The sequence below is a fragment of the Paraburkholderia jirisanensis genome (assembly GCF_054782355.1).
On record NZ_BAAGSQ010000002.1, the window covers coordinates 107,794 to 126,768 of the forward strand.

Here is an 18,975-nt window from a genome sequence, read left to right on the forward strand (position 1 = left end):
AAATGCGGACATACTGCCGCCAAGATTAATCGCTGCAGCATTATCCTTGAGCTGGATCCTCCACCGTTTTCGACAGTGGTGAAAGTATATGCCTCAGAACGTCGCGATGTTACACTCGCGCAGGCTAAAAATACAACTGTTCGATTGAGTAAAATATACCCAATCGACAAACCGAAAGTTAATCCAAGATTTATCCTATTTATATCCTGAATTTTCTTAGGTAGATTATCAGGAGATGAGAAATATCTGATTGAAATTAGAAATCCAAAAAATAAACTGGAGAAGGGGAATGCGACTACGCAATCACAGAGCGTGTGCGACATACGGACCGAATAGCCTGTCATCTGATTACTACGTTCGTCGTAGGCAAGCGATGTCTCTTCGCGGAACTTCGCAATCCGTTGCTCTCGGGTGCATCTGCACCGGCGTAAGCGCTGCAGGCGATGAAACCTACTAACGATGGACATTACGAGGAAAAGTTACAGAGAGTCGACGAAATTATGCTGGCACAAATCTCATCTTAATCCACTCACCGCGAATCGAACTTTTATGAGAGCAGAAAGCGCGGGTGCTTGCGAATACCATTATGCTTTTCCGTCAACGATATGATATGAATGAATTTATATATTTCATCGATAAATTTGTAAAAAGGGAGCGTCAGAATCGGTGGCGTGGCTTTGCAGGCGGAAAATGGGAGCAACTGGCCGAGAAGTTAGGTGATCTAGAGCGCAGCTTGAATGAGCAATGTACTTTGGTTGAGAGCAATGCTTTCAGCACTGCGGCCAAAATTCTTGCCGAGAGAAAGATACATCGAGGTATATACATCGATTATTTTAATAGTTCTCGATTAATGGATCCAATCGATTTGGGCAAGATTTCCGACGATAGTCTTTTGATATGTCAAGACAAAAAACTTGCGTTTTATTTTCACCACGAAAATTGGGTTTGGATATGCGAGGAAAGGGTTAATCCAAGATAACCACGCTCGAGCAGGCGGATGTCGTATTGGACCGTTTTCGAGCGATATTCAGTCAGTTGCATCATTCACCGCCAGTTTCGATTTGTTTGAGGACGCTGGCGAATACTTGATAACTATCGAAAAATGGCGCATGAAACTTATATTTGATGTCAGCTCGAAAATCAAAATTAGCTTTGCGGAAAATGGTGAGATGGTTGATTTTCTCGTCTGCCGAGGTGGTGTGGAGAAAAAAATTACGCTGCACAACGAAGTTCGGTTGCTCTGTGGCAAAAATGGCATTCTCTTTGTTTCGGACGGACATGAGATTTTACGCGTACACGACGGCTTGGCCGAACGAGCCTACAGCGCTGTGTATAAGATATCCGATTTAGTAGATATCGCAGGGGCAGCACTCGCAGTCGATGAGAATATATTGATACTGATTGCCGAGAATGGAGAGTTAGTATGGCAATACTGGCATATTGATCCAATCGCGAAAATAACCGTGCATGACGAATTCATCGAATTCACGGACGAAAATAAGTCGTCGTTCCGGATATCAAGCGAAGACGGGAAGCCGACTTAGCCCAGCGCGCGCGTAGGGCCGCAAAATTGCGGTCCCCGGGGTTGGCAGAAAGTGTAGGTAAACTGAATTCGTGATGCTGGAACGACGGAAATGTTGGGACTGCCGGGATCGCGAAGCAGAATGATGGGCGGCGAGCGCGAGGTATGGCAGAGAAAGTCCTAGCTCATCTTTGCCTGCTTGGTAGGCTGCGTCGGGCTCAGCGGCGCGCCGCTTTCCGCCTGCATCGGCGGAAAGGCCAGAGCGCGTACGGTGCTCATTTGGTCATCGTCGATAAGCCGATACGCCCTCAAAGTCGTGCGGGCACCATAGAGCAGTGCATGCGCATCCGCTACAAGTACATGCATGCGTTGTGCAGCCCTCTTTCGTTCGGCATGGCCTCCGTCCTCATAGGCCGACTCGGAGATGAAGCGGGTGTAATCGATCGCTGCGTCCATCCTGCCGAAACATCCTGCGAGCATGCCAGAGCAATCGTTCGGGAGAGGTAAAAGCATGACAAGCTGGTCGGCACTTACCCGGTAACCAAATTGTTTGAGATCTTCGACCACCTGCCTGAACTTCCTTGGATTTGGATCAATCCGCTGGAATTCGTCGAGCGTGTGAACCAGCGTGGAAAGGTCAATCGTTGGCCCCAACGTTTGAGCATCGATCATCGTCGCCAAAATACGAGCCTTCCTCCACGCTTCCTCCGCAGCATTGCGTCTAGCGATACGATCCTGGATAAAAACGACCGATAACGCGGCTATCACAGCTAAAGTACCCGCTGCGGCTTGAGCCAAAGACAACCAATCCCCGTGATGCCAACTCATGCGCCACTCCCCAATTTTTGATCTGCGCGCAATGGTATCAAGCTCAGCTGTTTGACCGTCGAGCGCGACACGATAGTCGCTTTTTTCTACTCTTGCCTGATGCTGTAATAATCACAGCTACCCTGAGGAATAGAAACGAGCTGCTTGATCAGCGAGACAAGGACGACAAGATGCAGTTTAAACAGCGCACTCTCATGCAGATCGCCGATATGATTTGCGGCAACTTCCCAACGGAGACTAGCTCATTCATCTATCGCAGCAGCAGTCGCCTGACGGAATTCTTTTATGATTGCGACACTGACTATGCGCATGACGGATCAACCCGCAATTGCTGGGTCGCGGAGACGTTGCGCGCCATCCTCGCCGAGCCTCAACCCGGCCCGAATACACCCCCAGAGACTTTCGCCCGGGTGATCGCGACGCTGATGGATCAAGCGGATGCCCAAAACGAAGGGCAAGACAGGCCGGGCGCGTTAGGGATGCTAGCAACAGCGCTGGCAAGGGAAGGCTTTGAGCCTTTCTATGCGCAAGACAAGAAATGCTATCTGCGCCATCTAGCCACCAATACGATCGTGGCTGCGCCAGCCAACCCCCACCGTCCGTTTTCAGCTGCGGAACTGAAGCGCCGAGAGCAATTGATCGCATATCTCGATAGGGCTTCGGAGGACGAGCTGATCGAGGAAGTCCTGTTACCTCTATATCGACAACTGGGTTTCCATCGGATTACTGCGGCCGGCCACAAGGACAAGGCCCTCGAATACGGCAAAGATGTTTGGATGAAATTCGTGCTACCCACGCAACACGTACTTTACTTCGGCATTCAGGCGAAGAAGGGTAAGCTCGACGCATCCGGCATGAGCAAAGGCGAGAACGCTAATGTCGCGGAGATTCACAACCAGGTATCGATGATGCTCGGGCATGAGATCTTCGATCCCGAGATCGGCAAGCGCGTGCTCGTTGACCATGCGTTCATAGTCGCTGGCGGAGAGATCACAAAGGCAGCGAGAAATTGGCTTGGCAATAAGCTCGATGCAACGAAACGGAGTCAAGTGATGTTCATGGACCGCGACGACATTTTGAACCTATACGTCGTCAGTAATCTTCCACTTCCGGCTGGCGCCCTGCCCAAGGGTGACGACGACGAACCGCCGTTCGAATAGGCGTTCACCGGACCCTCGTAGCTTGAATAAGTATTCGATCCCACGAATTCGCGATTCGTATCCAGCGATTCTCGCAATTTCCTTCGCGTAGGCTTTGACCGTGGCGACGAAATGCTGGTCGAGTCGTTGATCTTGAACCGGGCGCAGTCTCACGAATTGCGTTTCCTTGCAATGGATCACGCAGCCGAAGACCTCACGCCCCCCGCATCCTCTTCCCCTGTTCCCGAATCTGCTCCAACGTCGCCCCCGGCGTACTCGCCTCCTGCGGCAACCTGATCTCAATCAACGCCGGCCGCTGCGACTCCACCGCCCGCTCAAACGCCGGCATAAAATCCGCAGTCCGTTCAACCGTCTCACCATGCGCGCCAAACGACCGCGCAAACGCCGCAAAATCCGGATTCGTCAGCCCCGTGCCATGCACGCGCCCCGGATAATGCCGCTCCTGATGCATCCGTATCGTCCCGTAGTGGCTGTTGTTCACGACGATAAACACGACAGCCAGCCCATATTGCATCGCCGTCGCCAGTTCATGGCTCGACATCATGAAGCAGCCGTCGCCGGCGAATGCCACCACTGTCCGTTGCGGATACAACGACTTCGCCGCAATCGCCGCGGGCACGCCATAACCCATCGCGCCACTGGTCGGCGCCAGTTGCGAGCGGAAATGCCGATAAGCAAAATGGCGGTGCACCCACGTCGCGTAATTTCCAGCACCGTTCGTCACGATCGCATCAGCAGGCAGCCGTTCGCGTAACTGCTGAACGATCTCGCCCAGTTGAACATCGCCTGGAATCGCACGCGGCTTGCGCCATTCGAGCCACGAACCATGCGCGTCCGCCGCCGCCCCTTGCCACGCCAGTGCCGCAGAAGGTTTGAGCGCAGCCAGCGCCGCCGCAATCTCCGGCATCCCCGACACAATCGGCAGGTCGGCCGCATACACGCGCCCTAACTCGTCCGCGCCCTGATGCACGTGCACCAGCGTCTGCGTGGTCTTCGGAATATCCAGTAGCGTGTAGCCGCCCGTCGTCGATTCGCCCAGCCGTGGGCCGAGCACGATCAACCGGTCCGCGTCGCGAATGCGCTGCGCGAGCGCCGGGTTGATGCCAAGCCCCACATCGCCCGCGTAGTTCGGATGCTCGTTGTCGAGCGTGTCCTGAAAACGGAACGCGAGGCCGATCGGCAATTGCCAGTTCTCGACGAAGCTGCGCAGGTCCGCGCACGCTTGCGGCGTCCAGCCGCTGCCGCCGGCGATCACCATCGGCCGTTGCGCGCTTTGGAGTAACTGATGGAATCGCTCGATCTGCGCCGGCGCCGGTGCCGCTGCCACCCGTTGATAAGCCGGCGCGCCAGGCACGGCCGCACACGCTTCGCTCAACATGTCTTCGGGCAACGCCAGCACCACCGGGCCGGGCCGTCCCGATGTCGCGGCGTGAAACGCGTGGCTCAGGTACTCCGGAATGCGCCGCGCGTCATCGATTTGCGCGACCCATTTGGCCATCTGGCCGAACATCCTGCGGTAGTCGATTTCCTGGAAAGCCTCGCGGTCCATATGCTCGCGTGCGCATTGGCCGATCAGCAGAATCATCGGCGTCGAATCCTGAAACGCGGTGTGCACGCCAATCGATGCGTGCGTTGCGCCGGGGCCGCGCGTGACGATCGCAACGCCCGGGCGGCCGGTCAGTTTGCCGACCGCTTCGGCCATGTTCGCGGCGGCGGCTTCGTGGCGACAAACGATCGTCTGGATGCGTTCGGTTTCGTCATGCAGTGAATCGAGCACCGCAAGAAAACTTTCGCCCGGCACGCAAAATACGCGCTCGACGCCATGCGTCAGCAATGCATCGACAATCAGCCGCGCGCCGGTGGTAGTGGAAGTGGATGCTGCAGAAGAATTCGACTGAGACATTGCGAAGACACCTCGAATGTTGTGGTCGGGCTGAACGAACAAGCCGCAAATGAAGAGCGCAAGCGCCGGATGAAATCCGCAACAGCAGCAACTGCAGCAATCGCGTTAACCGCAGCGATGCGATCCGCGCAAAACGCCCACAAGCTTACGCCGCCCGCGTGCCCGCTGTCACGAACTTGCAACGCGTCGCAGCACTGCGCTACCCGCGGCCCCGCATCAGCATTCGATGATATTCACCGCCAACCCGCCGCGCGACGTTTCCTTGTATTTGGTCTTCATATCCGCGCCGGTTTCGCGCATCGTCTTGATCACCGAATCAAGCGACACGTAGTGACTGCCATCGCCGCGCAGCGCCATGCGCGCCGCGTTGACGGCCTTCACCGATGCCATCGCATTACGCTCGATACACGGGATCTGCACCATGCCGCCGACCGGATCGCAGGTCAGCCCGAGGTTATGTTCCATGCCGATTTCAGCGGCATTTTCGACTTGCAGCGGCGTGCCCCCCATTACCGCGGCGAGAGCGCCTGCCGCCATCGAGCACGCCACGCCCACTTCGCCCTGACAGCCCACTTCGGCACCGGAAATCGACGCATTCAACTTGTACAGGATGCCGATCGCCGCAGCGGTCATCAGAAAATCGATCACGCCTTGCTCGTTCGCCGCGGGCATGAAGCGCGTGTAGTAATGCAGCACGGCGGGAATGATGCCCGCCGCACCGTTGGTCGGCGCGGTGACGACACGGCCGCCAGCCGCGTTCTCTTCGTTCACTGCGATCGCATACAGGTTGATCCAGTCGATCATCGACAGCGGATCCTGCAGCGCGCGCTCCGGGCTGCCGGTCAGCGCGCGATATAGCTGCGGCGCGCGCCGCTTCACCTGAAACGGTCCCGGCAGCGTGCCATCCGCGTCCGGGTTGCCGATGCCGCAGCCGCGCGTCACGCACGATTGCATCACGTCCCAGATCTTCAGCAGGCCGGCGCGCGTTTCTTCGTCGCTGTGCCACGCGCGTTCGTTTTCCCACATCAGCTGCGCAATCGACTTGCCGCTCGATGCGCACATCGCGAGCAATTCGTTGCCCGTGCAAAACGGATGCGTACGCTCATCGACCGACGCAAGCACTTTGGTATTCGGCGCACCCGCCGTCACGACGAAACCGCCGCCGACCGACAGATAAGTCGCTTCGCGCAGCGTCTCGCCTTGCGCATCGAACGCACGCAGCTTCAGGCCATTCGGATGTTCAGGGAGCGCCTGGCGATAGAACGAGATGTGATCTTTCGGCACGAACGGCACTTCATGCTTGCCGAGCAGCGCGAGTTTGCGCGCCGTGCGAATCGCTTCGAGGCGCGCGCCGATGGTTTGCGGATCGACGGTGTCCGGCGCGTCGCCGAGCAGGCCGAGCATCACGCCGCGGTCGGTGCCGTGGCCTTTGCCGGTGGCGCCGAGTGAGCCGTATAAATCGACTTTGAGCCCGGTAGTTTGCGCGAGCAGGCCGTCGCGCTCGAGCCCCTGCGCAAACATCAGCGCGGCGCGCATCGGACCGACGGTGTGTGAACTGGACGGACCGATGCCGATCTTGAAGAGGTCGAATACGCTGACGGCCATGACGGCTCCTGCTAAAACGCTAGATTCGAAATTAGCGCGCCGGTAGCGGTAGACACACCGCTAGCCATGCGGGCGGCGAGGGCGCGAGTTTCAGCGCGATCGGCGTGTAACGACCGTCGAGCCGTGCGGCGAGGTGGAACAGTTCCGCCGCGTTTTTTGGGTCCCATTGGCCGGTGAAACCGGGCAAGCCGGCTTCGCGGCGTTTCACATCGAACGGTACGCTCGAATGCACGAATTCGTCGTGCGTTTTCGCGCCGGTCGCATAGGGTGTGAGCCAGCCGAGTGCGGCGGCGAGCGTCGCCCCGTTCGGCGCGCGCTGCGTCAGCCAGTTGCGGTTGTGGCGGCGCGCCGCCAGCGCAGCCGTGACGAGCGGCTGCAGATCGTAGGTAACGTAGTGCAGCGCGTCGCGTTCCTTGAAATCGATCGTCGAGCCGTCCGGCGCAATGTTGTCGTCGATATGTTCGACGAACAGACGCTGCGCGGCATCGATCATCTTGCGGTTGTCGAGCGTGAACGCGGCCATCGCGATCAGCTTGATCCGGTGGCTTTGCCAGTTGTTGCGAAAATTGCCGGTGAGCGGGCGCGGCTGTTCGTCGATTTGCGCGATGTAGCCGTTGCCGAGCTTCGTCAGAAACGCCATCGCGGCATTGCGCGTTTTCACCGGCAGCGCGCTTGCGGTCATGTCGTAAGCGAGGATCAGCCCTTCGAGCGGCGTTTCGTCGATCGGGTTGAACGACGGCTGGTAGGTCGTGACCCACGCGTACAGCACGCGATCGACGAACTTCAGATACCGGTCGTCGCTGGTGGCGCGCCACGCGAGCGCCGCGTCGCGCAGCAGGTCGAGGTCCTGTTCGGCTTCCTTGCTCTGGTCGTAGATGCCTTCGTGCGGCAGGGTGCCTTCGGTGTGCAGCTTTGGTAGCGCATGCGATGGGTCGTTCAGGTGCGCCTGAACGTTGCTCATCAGTGCCTTGACGCCCGGATCGGAATTGGTGCGCTCGCTGGTTTGCAGCGCGGGGGCGGCGCACAGGTTCATCGCGGCGCGCGCCGAAAGCGGCGTCAGCGCGAGCCCTCCGAGCGCGAGCAGCAGGCCGGCAGCCGGCATACGAAACGGCAACGTCGAGCGCATTGGCGCAGTCTGGCGCTGCGGCGCCTGCCCCTTTCGCATCATGCAAAGCTCCCTGTGGTTCGATCAAGGTGAGATGGTAGCCTGACTCACACCCGGCAGACAGCCATCTTCCGTGATCCCGCCCGCGGCGCAACGCAGGACGGCCACTGGACAAGGCGCCGCGCAGCCACCTCAATCCACGTCACGCATCGAAGCCCAAGCTTGCGTTCGTGCAATAAAAAAGCCTGGCGACCATCCATGCTCTGCCAGGCTTTCCCGTTTGCTTACTGGCTGCGCTTACTCGTAATCCGCCATCGGAACGCACGAGCAGAACAGATTGCGGTCGCCATACGCGTTGTCGGCACGGCCGACCGGCGGCCAGTACTTGTTCGCAACCAGCGATGCCAGCGGATACGCGGCCGTTTCGCGCGAATAGGCGTGGTTCCAGCCGTCCGCGACAACCGCCTTGGCCGTGTGCGGCGCGTGTTTCAGCGGATTGTCTTCGCGGTCGGCGCGGCCTTCCTCGACGGCGCGGATTTCGTTGCGGATCGCGATCATCGCTTCGATAAAGCGATCGAGCTCGTCTTTCGATTCCGATTCGGTCGGTTCGACCATCAGCGTGCCCGGCACCGGGAAGCTCATCGTCGGCGCGTGGAAGCCATAGTCCATCAGGCGTTTCGCGACGTCGTCGACGCTGATGCCGCTTGCATCCTTCAGCGGGCGCAGATCGAGAATGCATTCGTGCGCGACCAGCCCGCCAGGACCCGCGTACAGCACCGGGTAATGCGACGCCAGCTGGTTAGCAACGTAGTTCGCGTTGAGGATCGCGGTTTCGCTGGCCGCGGTCAGATTCTTCGCGCCCATCATTGCGATGTACATCCATGAGATCGGCAGGATCGATGCCGAGCCGTACGGCGCTGCGGACACCGCGCCGATGCCTTGTGCCGCGCGTTCGTAGCCGGTCGATTGCTGGTTCGGCAGGAACTGCGCGAGGTGCGCGCCGACGGCCACCGGACCGACGCCCGGTCCACCGCCGCCGTGCGGGATGCAGAACGTCTTGTGCAAATTCAGGTGCGACACGTCGCCGCCGAACTGACCCGGCGCCGACAGACCGACCATTGCGTTCATGTTCGCGCCGTCGACATATACCTGGCCGCCGTGCGCATGCACGATCTCGCAGATTTCGCGGACGTTCTGTTCGAACACGCCGTGCGTGGACGGATACGTGATCATGATCGCCGCGAGTTTGTCGGCGTGCTGCGCGGCTTTCTTCTTCAGGTCTTCGACGTCGACGTTGCCTTGCGCGTCGCACGCGACCACCACCACCTGCATGCCGGCCATCTGCGCCGAAGCCGGGTTGGTGCCGTGCGCGGAAGCGGGAATCAGGCACACGTCGCGGTGGCCTTCGCCGCGCGACGCGTGATACGCGTGGATGATCAACAGGCCCGCGTATTCGCCTTGCGAGCCGGCATTGGGCTGCAGCGATACGGCGGCATAACCGGTCGCGGCCACCAGCATCTGCTCGAGCTGATCGATCATCTCGCGATAACCGACGGTCTGCTCAGCCGGTGCGAACGGGTGAATCTGGCCGAACTCGGGCCACGTGACCGGCAGCATCTCCGACGTTGCATTCAGCTTCATCGTGCACGAGCCGAGCGGGATCATCGAGCGGTCGAGCGCCAGGTCTTTGTCGGAAAGACTGCGCAGGTAGCGCAGCATTTCCGTTTCCGAATGGTGACGGTTGAAGACGTGGTGCGTCAGATACGCGCTGGTGCGTTCCAGCGCGGCCGGGAAGGTGTTGGCGATGCCGAGCTGCGCATCGAGTTCGTCGATCGACGGCACGTTGCTCGCGAAAGCGGCTTGCGCGAAGGCGGCGAGCAGGTCGGCGAGATCGGCGCGCGTGGTGGTTTCGTCGAGCGATACGCCGACGCGCGTGTCGCTGACACGCCGCAGGTTGATGCGCTTGGCCGTTGCCGCATCGTGCAGCGCCTGGGTGCGCGCACCGGTTTCGAACGTCAGCGTATCGAAGAAGCTTTCGTTGACGAGCGTATAGCCGAGCTGTTTCGCGCCCGCTGCCAGCAGCGCGGCGATGCGGTTCACGCGTTGCGCGATCGTCTTCAGGCCGCGCGGGCCGTGGTAGACCGCGTACATGCTGGCCATGATCGCGAGCAGTGCCTGCGCGGTGCACACATTCGACGTCGCCTTTTCGCGGCGGATGTGCTGTTCGCGGGTTTGCAGCGCGAGACGCAGCGCCGGGTTGCCCTGCGCATCGACGGTCACGCCGACGAGCCGCCCCGGCATCTGCCGCTTGAATTCGTCGCGCACCGCCAGGTACGCGGCATGCGGGCCGCCGAAGCCGACCGGCACGCCGAAGCGCTGCGAGTTGCCGACCGCGACGTCCGCGCCCCATTCGGCGGGCGGCGTTAGCACCGTCAGCGCGAGCAGGTCGGCGGCGGCGATCACGTGGCCGCCGGCGGCGTGCACCGCATCGGCCAGCGCGCGGTAGTCGCGCACGTCGCCGTTCACGCCCGGATATTGCAGCAGCACGCCGAATGCGTTCGCGCTGGCGGCCTGCGCAGCGGGCCCGACCTTCACTTCGATACCCACCGGCAACGCGCGCGTCTTCACCACTTCAATGGTTTGCGGCAGCACGTCGTCGGCCACATAAAACACGTTCGACTTCGACTTGCCGACCCGTTGCAGCAGCGTCATCGCTTCGGCGGCCGCGGTGGCTTCATCGAGCAGCGATGCATTCGACATCGCCAGACCGGTCAGGTCGACGATCATCTGCTGATAGTTCAGCAGCGCTTCCAGACGCCCTTGCGAAATTTCCGGCTGATACGGCGTGTACGCGGTGTACCACGCCGGATTTTCCAGCACGTTGCGCAGGATCACCGCCGGCGTATGCGCGTTGTAGTACCCCTGCCCGATATACGTGCGGAATACCTGATTCTTGTCGGCCAGCTCGCGCAGTGCGGCGAGCGCTTCGGCTTCGCTTTTCGGCTGCGCAAACGGCCCGAGCGGCAGTTCGTCGGCGCGCCGGATCGTCTTCGGAATCACCGCATCGATCAGCGCGGCGCGCGACGCGAAGCCGAGCGCATCGAGCATCGCCTGCTGGTCGGCCGTATCGGGGCCGATATGCCGCTCGGCGAAGGCATCGTGCACTTCGAGCGCGGCGAGCGAGAGAGGGGTGCGGTTCATCAGACGGTCCGGGTGTTCGTGCTTCATTGAAAATTCCTGCCGGCGCGGCCGCTTCGTCGATTCGCTCGCGAAGCGCCGCGCCTGTGATTGAAAATTATTCGCCGATCGACTTCGCGTAAGCGTCGGCACTCATCAGCCGGTCTTGCGCGGCGCCGGCCGTCGGTTTGACCTTGAACAGCCAGTTTTCATACGGTGCGGTGTTCACCGAGTCCGGCTCATCGATCACGTCCTGATTCTGTTCGATGATTTCGCCGGCAACCGGTGCGAAAATATCGGAAGCGGCTTTCACCGATTCGATGACGGCGACCGCGTCGCCCGCCGCGACCGTTTTGCCCAGTTGCTGCACTTCGAAAAAGACGATGTCGCCGAGCGCTTCCTGCGCGTGATCGGTGATGCCCACCGTCAGCGTGCCGTCGGCTTCGGTGCGGACCCATTCGTGCGATTCGGTGTATTTCAGGTCGGCCGGGAGGGTGCTCATCGGATGCTCCTATGCGGTTGTGTGCTCAAGTTGCAACTTGATGGATAGAGAGTGACGTGACGCACGCGACGGTTCCATGACTGCTCGATGACCGGACCTGCTCAACCGACAAGCACTTTGCCGTTGCGCACGAACGGCAGTTTTACCACGCTTGCGGGAAACGCTCTGTCACGCATGTGTACATGCACGGTGTCGCCGGTCTGGACGGCTTGCGGCACCCGCGCGAAGGCGATCGATTCCTGCATGGTCGGTGAGAAAGTGCCGCTGGTGATTTCGCCGTCGCCATGCGGCGTGGCTACTTTCTGGTGCGCGCGCAGCACGCCGGCGGCCTTGCCGTTTTCCTTGTGCAGCAGCAAACCGACGAAGCCGTGTTGCATGCCGTGCGCTTCGAGCGCGGCGCGGCCGATGAAGTCGCGCGGGGTGGCGAGGTCGACGGTCCACGCGAGGCCGGCGTCGAGCGGCGAGATGGTGTCGTCCATGTCCTGGCCGTACAGGTTCATGCCGGCTTCGAGGCGCAGCGTGTCGCGCGCGCCGAGGCCTGCCGGGCGCACGCCTTGCGCCTGCAATGCGTTCCACAATGCTTCGATGTGAGCGGCCGGTACGATGATTTCGAAGCCGTCTTCGCCGGTGTAGCCAGTGCGGGCGACGGTCAGTTCGCCGAATGGCGTGCCGGCGATGGTTGCTGCGTTGAACGGTTTTAGCGCTTCGCTGGCGGCGCGCGCGGCGGGCGCCGCGGCCCATACTTTTTCGCGCGCCTGCGGGCCTTGCACGGCAACGATGCCGAGGTCGCGGCGCGGCGTGATGGTCAGGCCGAAGCCTTCTTCAGTATTGAGTTGCTTGAACCATGCGATGTCTTTGTCGGCGGTGCTGGCGTTCACGACCACGCGGAAATGATCCTCGGCGAAGTAGTAGACGATCAGATCGTCGATCACGCCGCCTTGCGGGTTCAGCAGACAGGAGTAAAGCGCCTTGCCGGGCGTTTTCAGCTTGCCGACGTTGTTTGCCAGCGCACGCTCGAAGAATGCGCGCACCCGCGCGCCGGTGAAATCGACCACGCACATATGCGACACGTCGAACATGCCGGCATCGGTGCGTACCGCGCGGTGCTCGTCGATTTGCGAGCCGTAGTTGACGGGCATGTCCCAGCCGCCGAAATCGACCATGCGGGCCTTCAGCGCGCGGTGCGTGGCGTGGAGCGGGGTGTGTTTGAGTTCGGTCATCGGGGCCTCGGGCATCGCTAAACAGGAAAGGCCATGCGGAAGAACCGCTCGCGGCGATGCGATCAGCCGGCGAACGATTACTGCATGCCCCCTCTGTCCTCGATACCTGAGAGATTGCGCCGCCGTTGGCGATGTTGCCGCCTGGCGTAACGCGCGCCCCTTCGGTGGGCAGCCTGCGCATGCGATGCGCTACTGCCGCTCTCCAGAGTGCGAAAAACCGGTGTCGATTCAACAGATGACGAGCGGTTTCTCGACGCGGTCGGTCCTTTTGCCTGAGAGTTTGCGGGTGTGCCCCTTCGGCGGCGCTGGCTGCAAGACTGCAGCAGACAGCACGCTCTCCCGACGCGTGCGGCGAATGTACGCGAGGGTCTGAGGCTTGTCAAATGGCCGATTTGGCGCGTTGCGGGATGGGCGTGGCGAGGCCGGCATCAACAATTGCGCGGCCTCGCAAGGAAGGCGCTATACGCGAAGCGCGTCGCGCAGGCCGCGCTTAACGGAACCAGCGCGGAATCAGCGATTGACCGCTGCGGAGGCTGCATCGAGCTCCTGGTTCAGCACGCGCTGCTCGTCGCCGGACAGGCCGCCGCCATGCTGCGCCGCCATATCGTGCGCCTCGTGGCGGACCGTATCGAGCCGGTGATGCAGTTCGGCGCCGGCGGGCGGCGGATAGTAGCCCTGGTTCACGCGCGTATCGACGCGCCGGTTCATCGCATTGACGCGGCCATCGACCTGCTCGAGCCGTTGCACCGCCATTTCGTGCGGATTGAGGCGGGGCGCTGCGGCTTGCTGCTGCGGGACGACACAGGCCGCCAGCGACGAGACCAGCGCACCACAACCGAGTGCGCGAACGATGCGTTGCATGTAATTCTCTCCTTAGTGGGGTCCGGTTTTCGATATGGGGTTAAGCAACGGTCGATCGGCGGCGCGCGATGACGCAGCGCCGCCGCGGTTTTGTAACTGTTGGTTGCAGCCGCGCTGGGCGGGGCGCGACGCGTGCTCACGCGGCATTTGCCAGGCGGACCCGGCCGCGGAATCTGAAACCTGATCGTCAGGCGCCGCGCGTGAATGCCAGGCGCCGTCCCTCCTGATCGCTGCGGGCGGCGAGTTCGATGATCGTCATCACGTCGATGGCGTCCTGCGCGCTGACCGGGAACGGCACGCCTTCGTGGATCGCGGCGGCCAGCGCGCGGTAAAAGTCCGCGTATGCGCCATCGCGCGTCGGCAGCTTGCGCTCGACTTCGCGTTCGGCTTCCTGTGCGCCTTCGAGCACGCGCAGCGTGCCCGCGGCGTTGCCGCTGCCGAAGCCCGCGTCGCCTGGGCGCAGGCCGGTTTTCAACTGGTCTTCCTGGGTGTCGAGGCCTTCTTTCACATAGCTGCCGCGCGTGCCGTGAATCGTGAAGCGCGGGGCGGTGAGCGCGGTTAGCGCGCTCGCGTGCAGCACGACTTCGTGTGCGGCGTAGCCCAGCTGAAGATGCACGTAATCCGGCGCGCTGGCGTGATCGCGATGCGCTTTCACTGTCGCGTAGACAGTCTGCGGTGCACCGAACAGCGCGAGTGCCTGGTCGATCAGATGCGGCCCGAGATCGAACAGCAGACCGCCGCCACGCGTAGCGTCTTCGCGCCAGCGCTGACGGATCCCCGGGCGAAAACGGTCGAAGTGCGACTCGAAATGCGTGATGCGGCCGAGTTCGCCGCTGGCGAGAAGGTCGCGCACGGTGAGGAAATCGCCGTCCCAGCGACGGTTGTGAAACGGCGCAAACAGCAAGCCGCGGGTGCGCGCGAGATCGGCCAGCGTGCGTGCGTCGGCGGCGCTCAGCGTGACCGGTTTGTCCACCACCACATGCTTGCCGGCTTCGAGCGTGCGCCTCGCGAGGTCGAAGTGCGTGTCGTTCGGCGTGGCAATCACGATGCATTCGAGGTCTGCGTTCGCGAGCAGCGCGTCGAGATCCGGCACGATCGCGGCCTGCGGGTAATCGGCGCGCGCCTTGTCCGGCTGGCCGGTCGCAATCGCGGCGACGCTGGCCCGGCCGCAATGCTCGATCACCGGCGCGTGAAAGGTCGCGCCGGCAAAACCGTAGCCCATCAATCCTGTTTTCAGCGGTGCGCGCATCGGAGTTTTCCTGCAAAACGGCGCGCGGCGGGGGCGGCGCGCAACCTCGTTATTCTGGCATGCGCGGCGTCATGCTTTTGTCACGCTTGCCGCGGGTCACACGCCGTGTCGCTGCAGCTATCCGTGTTAACATCGCGGGTCTCATGCCATCCGCGCGGCGCAGCGCTGGATTCAGGCAGGCGGCAAGCCGCACGCATACGCCTTCGCCACCTGCCTCAGTTCGACCGCCGCCGCGCAGCGTGTTCTGCGGGCCATGTTGCCGCCCGCCACGCCCTCAATCGATTTCACCCACCCACTGACGATGTCCGCAGGCCTTAACTCCGCGCAAAACGAAGCGGTGCGCTATCTCGACGGTCCCTGTCTCGTGCTCGCCGGCGCGGGTAGCGGCAAGACGCGCGTGATCACGCAGAAAATCGCGCATCTGATCGAAGCGAAGGGCTTCGAGCCACGCCATATCGCCGCCGTCACGTTTACCAACAAGGCGGCCGCCGAAATGCGCGAACGCGTCGGCAAGCTGCTCGAGGGCAAGACGCTCACCACGCCGGGCAAGGAAGGCCGCAAGGTGCCGACCAACCAGCTGACGGTGTGTACGTTTCACTCGCTCGGCGTGCAGATCCTGCGTCAGGAAGCGGAGCACGTCGGCTTGAAGCCGCAGTTCTCGATCATGGATTCCGACGACTGTTTCGGCATGATCCAGGAGCAGGTCGGTTCGACCGACAAGGGCTTCATCCGCAAGATGCAGACGATCATCTCGCTATGGAAGAACGGGCTCGTGATGCCCGACGAAGCGATGGCGATCGCGGCGAACGAGGACGAGCATCAGGCGGCGATTGTTTACCGCAACTATGTGGCGACCTTGCACGCGTACCAGGCGGTCGATTTCGACGATCTGATCCGGCTGCCGGCCGAACTGTTCGCGCAGAACGAAACGGTGCGCGACCGCTGGCAAAACAAGCTGCGCTATCTGCTGATCGACGAGTACCAGGACACCAACGCGTGCCAGTACGAACTGCTGAAGCAACTGGCCGGCAAGCGTGCTGCATTCACCGCGGTCGGCGACGACGATCAGGCAATTTATGGCTGGCGCGGCGCGACGCTCGAAAATCTCGCGCAGCTCGGCAAGGACTTCCAGAAGCTGCATGTGGTCAAGCTCGAGCAGAACTATCGCTCGACGGTGCGGATCCTGACCGCCGCGAACAATGTGATCGGCAACAACCCGAAGCTGTTCGAGAAGAAGCTGTGGTCCGAACACGGGATGGGCGATTCGATTACCGTTACCGGTTGCAACGACGAGGAACACGAGGCCGAATCGGTGGTGTTCCGGTTGTCGGCGCACAAGTTCGAGCGGCGCGCGCAGTTTCGCGATTACGCGATTCTGTATCGCGGCAACTTTCAGGCGCGCATCTTCGAACAGGTGCTGCGACGCGAACGGATTCCGTATGTGCTGTCCGGCGGGCAGTCGTTCTTCGACAAGGCCGAGATCAAGGACCTGTGCGCTTACCTGCGCTTGATCGCCAATGCCGACGACGATCCCGCCTTCATCCGCGCGATCACCACGCCGCGCCGCGGCATCGGAAACACGACGCTGGAGGCGCTCGGCTCGTTCGCGGGGCAGGCGAAGGTGTCGCTGTTCGAGGCGGTGTACATGGGCGGCATCGAGGCGCGACTATCCGCGCGGCAGATCGAGCCGATGCGCGCGTTCTGCGACTTCATCCAGCGTTTGACGGAGCGGGCCGACAAGGATCCGGCGACGGTCGTGCTCGACGACATGATGGAGGCGATCCATTACGAGGCTTACCTGTACGACGCGTTCGACGAGCGCCAGGCGCAGTCGAAATGGCAGAACGTGCTGGAATTTATCGAGTGGCTAAAGCGCAAAGGCACGAAGCCTGAACCCGAGATATCCGACGAAGGCGAAGCAACCGGCTTCGACAACGCGGATGGACTCGCCGACACGGGCAAGAACCTGCTCGGGTTGATCCAGACTGTCGCGCTGATGTCGATGCTCGAAGGCAAGGACGAAGACCCGGATGCGGTGCGGTTGTCGACCGTGCATGCGTCGAAGGGGCTCGAGTATCCGCATGTGTTTCTGGTCGGCGTCGAAGAAGGCATCATGCCGCACCGAGGCAACGCCGACGACGACACGCCGGTCGACGACGCGCGCATCGAGGAAGAGCGCCGGCTGATGTACGTCGCGATCACGCGCGCGCAGCGCAGCCTGCATCTGAACTGGTGCAAGAAGCGCAAGCGCGCGCGGGAGACGGTGGTGTGCGAGCCGTCGCGCTTTATCAACGAGATGGAACTCGACGACGCGCCGCCGCCGACGGCGGAAGAGGCGCCGATGACGCCGAAGGACCGGTTGGCGAGTTTGAAGGCGCTGTTGCAGAAGGGGTGATGCTCGAGGTGTGGCGGCATCGGGTGCGCTGAATTGCCGCGCCGATTCGCCGCTGCGCGCCATGGGCCTTTTGTCCATGCAAAACAAAAATCCCTGCGGGCATCGACGATGCGTACGCAGGGATTTTTCGTTTCAGATTTGCGGCCGCGCCGCGCGTAGATGCGGCTTGTTGCGAGCGCCCGGGGTGCGGTGCAGGGGTTTGACCGCCCGTTACTTGACCGCGGCCAGCATATAGTCGACCGCAGCCTTGACGTCCGCGTCAGACGCGTTCGAACCGCCCTTGGGCGGCATCGCGCCCTTGCCGTGCAGCGCGTAGTTATACACGGTGTCGATCGGATCCTTCAGGCGCGCCGCCCAGGCTTCCTTGTCGCCGAATTTTGGCGCGTTCAGCACGCCGCTGGCGTGGCACGCCTGGCAGACCGATTGATACAACGCCTTGCCCGCTTGCGAAGCATCCGCGGTCTGCGCGCCGCCAGCCGCCGGGGCGGCGCCTTGCGGCACGCTGGCGAGCGCGGCCACTGCGGCAGCGGCCTGAGCCGCGCCGGCGTCCGAAGCACCTGCTGCCGCGGCCTGAGTCGCGCCGGCGTCGGAAGCACCCGCTGCCGCCGTTGCCGGCGCACCGGAAGCGCCTGCCGCCGCAGCCGTTGCCGGCGCACCTGGCGCCGGTTTCGGCGGATCCTCGAAATGGCCGCCCGAATTGTTCGCCATATAGGCGACAGCAAGGCCGATTTCGTAGTCGCTATAGTCGTCGGGGCTGGTGCCGCCGCGCGCGGGCATCGCACCCTTGCCGGTCAGCGCGGTGTGCCACAGCGTGTCGTAGCCTTGCGCGATGCGCGGCGCCCAGTCGGCGGTATTGGTGAATTTCGGCGCCCCGGCTGCACCGGACGCGTGACACGCCGAGCACACCGCCTTGTAGACTTCCTCGCCGGTCTTATAAGTGCGTGGCGCATTGGCGTCGCGGATGTCGACCTGGGCGAGCGGTGTGATGCGTTTTGCCACTTCCGCGTCGGACAGGCTGTCAGTGCCGGCTCCGGTACGGGTCGAACTGTCGACGTAGTGAGCAAGCAGAACGATGATGATGATGGGGATTGCAAAAGACGCGATGATGACGGCGATTAGCTGCCCGGGCGTCTTGATGGGGGCTCCGTGTGGTGCTTCGCTCATGCTTGTCTCGTCTCCCTGGTATTGTGAGCGGTACAGCGTGACGGCAACGGCGTTGTTGTTTATTCGGCCACGGACGATTATAGACGTAACGTTTCGGCGCGGGCGAGCGGGGGCGGGGGCTGTTCAGCAGGCGTTTACCCGCACCCTCACCGCACCGATGCAGCACCTGAAAACCTTGCCGATGCGTGCCGGATCGCGGCGCGAAGCCCGTGCGGTGGACGGGTGGGGCGAAACCGGGTATTCTCTCGAACTTGCCCGGCGCTGCTCCATGCTAGTTTTTCTGC

At 61.8% G+C, this 18,975-nt stretch carries 14 protein-coding genes and 2 riboswitches; of the genes, 4 read left to right on the forward strand and 10 right to left on the reverse strand.

The features are described from left to right. The first annotated feature begins 610 nt into the window (after nucleotides 1-610). A complete protein-coding gene (locus tag ACYVNQ_RS00895) occupies nucleotides 611-979 on the forward strand; it encodes a hypothetical protein (RefSeq protein WP_460900250.1) in 369 nt (122 codons plus the stop codon). Nucleotides 980-1,109: 130 nt separating this feature from the next. Beyond that, nucleotides 1,110-1,544 carry a hypothetical protein gene (locus ACYVNQ_RS00900; RefSeq protein ID WP_460900251.1) on the forward strand — a complete coding sequence of 145 codons (435 nt, stop codon included), beginning with the start codon at nucleotides 1,110-1,112 and terminating at the stop codon, nucleotides 1,542-1,544. A 158-nt stretch (nucleotides 1,545-1,702) separates the two neighbouring features. On the opposite strand, the gene ACYVNQ_RS00905 is transcribed toward ACYVNQ_RS00900, so the two are convergent. After that, entirely contained in the window at nucleotides 1,703-2,350 is a 648-nt protein-coding gene (locus ACYVNQ_RS00905) for a hypothetical protein (protein ID WP_460900252.1), read from the reverse strand. Nucleotides 2,351-2,520: 170 nt separating this feature from the next. On the opposite strand from ACYVNQ_RS00905, the gene ACYVNQ_RS00910 reads away from it, so the two are divergent. Next, the gene (locus ACYVNQ_RS00910) at nucleotides 2,521-3,510 is read left to right on the forward strand and encodes a hypothetical protein (protein ID WP_460900253.1); all 990 of its coding nucleotides are present in this window, start codon (nucleotides 2,521-2,523) and stop codon (nucleotides 3,508-3,510) included. A 193-nt stretch (nucleotides 3,511-3,703) separates the two neighbouring features. Here the strand turns inward: ACYVNQ_RS00910 and ACYVNQ_RS00915 are convergent, their stop codons facing one another. The 8 genes from ACYVNQ_RS00915 to ACYVNQ_RS00950 form a co-directional block, all read right to left on the reverse strand. Next, on the reverse strand, nucleotides 3,704-5,413 hold the full coding sequence (locus tag ACYVNQ_RS00915) for a thiamine pyrophosphate-binding protein (protein WP_460900254.1): 1,710 nt from the start codon (nucleotides 5,411-5,413) through the stop codon (nucleotides 3,704-3,706). A gap of 216 nt (nucleotides 5,414-5,629) precedes the next feature. Beyond that, entirely contained in the window at nucleotides 5,630-7,018 is a 1,389-nt protein-coding gene (locus ACYVNQ_RS00920) for an L-serine ammonia-lyase (protein WP_460900255.1), read from the reverse strand. Nucleotides 7,019-7,049: 31 nt separating this feature from the next. Beyond that, nucleotides 7,050-8,144, reverse strand: a complete 1,095-nt coding sequence (locus ACYVNQ_RS00925) for an alginate lyase family protein (RefSeq protein ID WP_460900485.1) — start codon at nucleotides 8,142-8,144, stop codon at nucleotides 7,050-7,052. 276 nt (nucleotides 8,145-8,420) lie between these two features. Further along, nucleotides 8,421-11,351, reverse strand: coding sequence for an aminomethyl-transferring glycine dehydrogenase (gene gcvP, locus ACYVNQ_RS00930; RefSeq protein ID WP_460900256.1), 2,931 nt, complete (start codon nucleotides 11,349-11,351; stop codon nucleotides 8,421-8,423). Nucleotides 11,352-11,418: 67 nt separating this feature from the next. Continuing rightward, nucleotides 11,419-11,802 (reverse strand): glycine cleavage system protein GcvH, encoded by a 384-nt coding sequence (gene gcvH, locus ACYVNQ_RS00935; protein ID WP_460900257.1) that lies wholly within the window; start codon nucleotides 11,800-11,802, stop codon nucleotides 11,419-11,421. Between the two features lie 101 nt (nucleotides 11,803-11,903). Beyond that, nucleotides 11,904-13,022 carry a glycine cleavage system aminomethyltransferase GcvT gene (gene gcvT / locus ACYVNQ_RS00940; RefSeq protein ID WP_460900258.1) on the reverse strand — a complete coding sequence of 373 codons (1,119 nt, stop codon included), beginning with the start codon at nucleotides 13,020-13,022 and terminating at the stop codon, nucleotides 11,904-11,906. An 83-nt stretch (nucleotides 13,023-13,105) separates the two neighbouring features. Further along, nucleotides 13,106-13,238: riboswitch (glycine riboswitch) on the reverse strand. Nucleotides 13,239-13,272: 34 nt separating this feature from the next. Further along, a riboswitch (glycine riboswitch) is annotated at nucleotides 13,273-13,374 on the reverse strand. 158 nt (nucleotides 13,375-13,532) lie between these two features. Continuing rightward, a complete protein-coding gene (locus ACYVNQ_RS00945) occupies nucleotides 13,533-13,883 on the reverse strand; it encodes a hypothetical protein (RefSeq protein WP_460900259.1) in 351 nt (116 codons plus the stop codon). A gap of 187 nt (nucleotides 13,884-14,070) precedes the next feature. Beyond that, entirely contained in the window at nucleotides 14,071-15,132 is a 1,062-nt protein-coding gene (locus ACYVNQ_RS00950) for an oxidoreductase (RefSeq protein WP_460900260.1), read from the reverse strand. Between the two features lie 301 nt (nucleotides 15,133-15,433). Here ACYVNQ_RS00950 and ACYVNQ_RS00955 point away from each other — a divergent pair, with 301 nt between their 5' ends. Next, complete coding sequence (locus ACYVNQ_RS00955) at nucleotides 15,434-17,527, forward strand: UvrD-helicase domain-containing protein (protein ID WP_460900261.1); 2,094 nt, start codon at nucleotides 15,434-15,436, stop codon at nucleotides 17,525-17,527. Nucleotides 17,528-17,737: 210 nt separating this feature from the next. On the opposite strand, the gene ACYVNQ_RS00960 is transcribed toward ACYVNQ_RS00955, so the two are convergent. Continuing rightward, complete coding sequence (locus tag ACYVNQ_RS00960; RefSeq protein WP_460900262.1) at nucleotides 17,738-18,691, reverse strand: c-type cytochrome; 954 nt, start codon at nucleotides 18,689-18,691, stop codon at nucleotides 17,738-17,740. Between the last annotated feature and the right edge of the window lie 284 nt (nucleotides 18,692-18,975).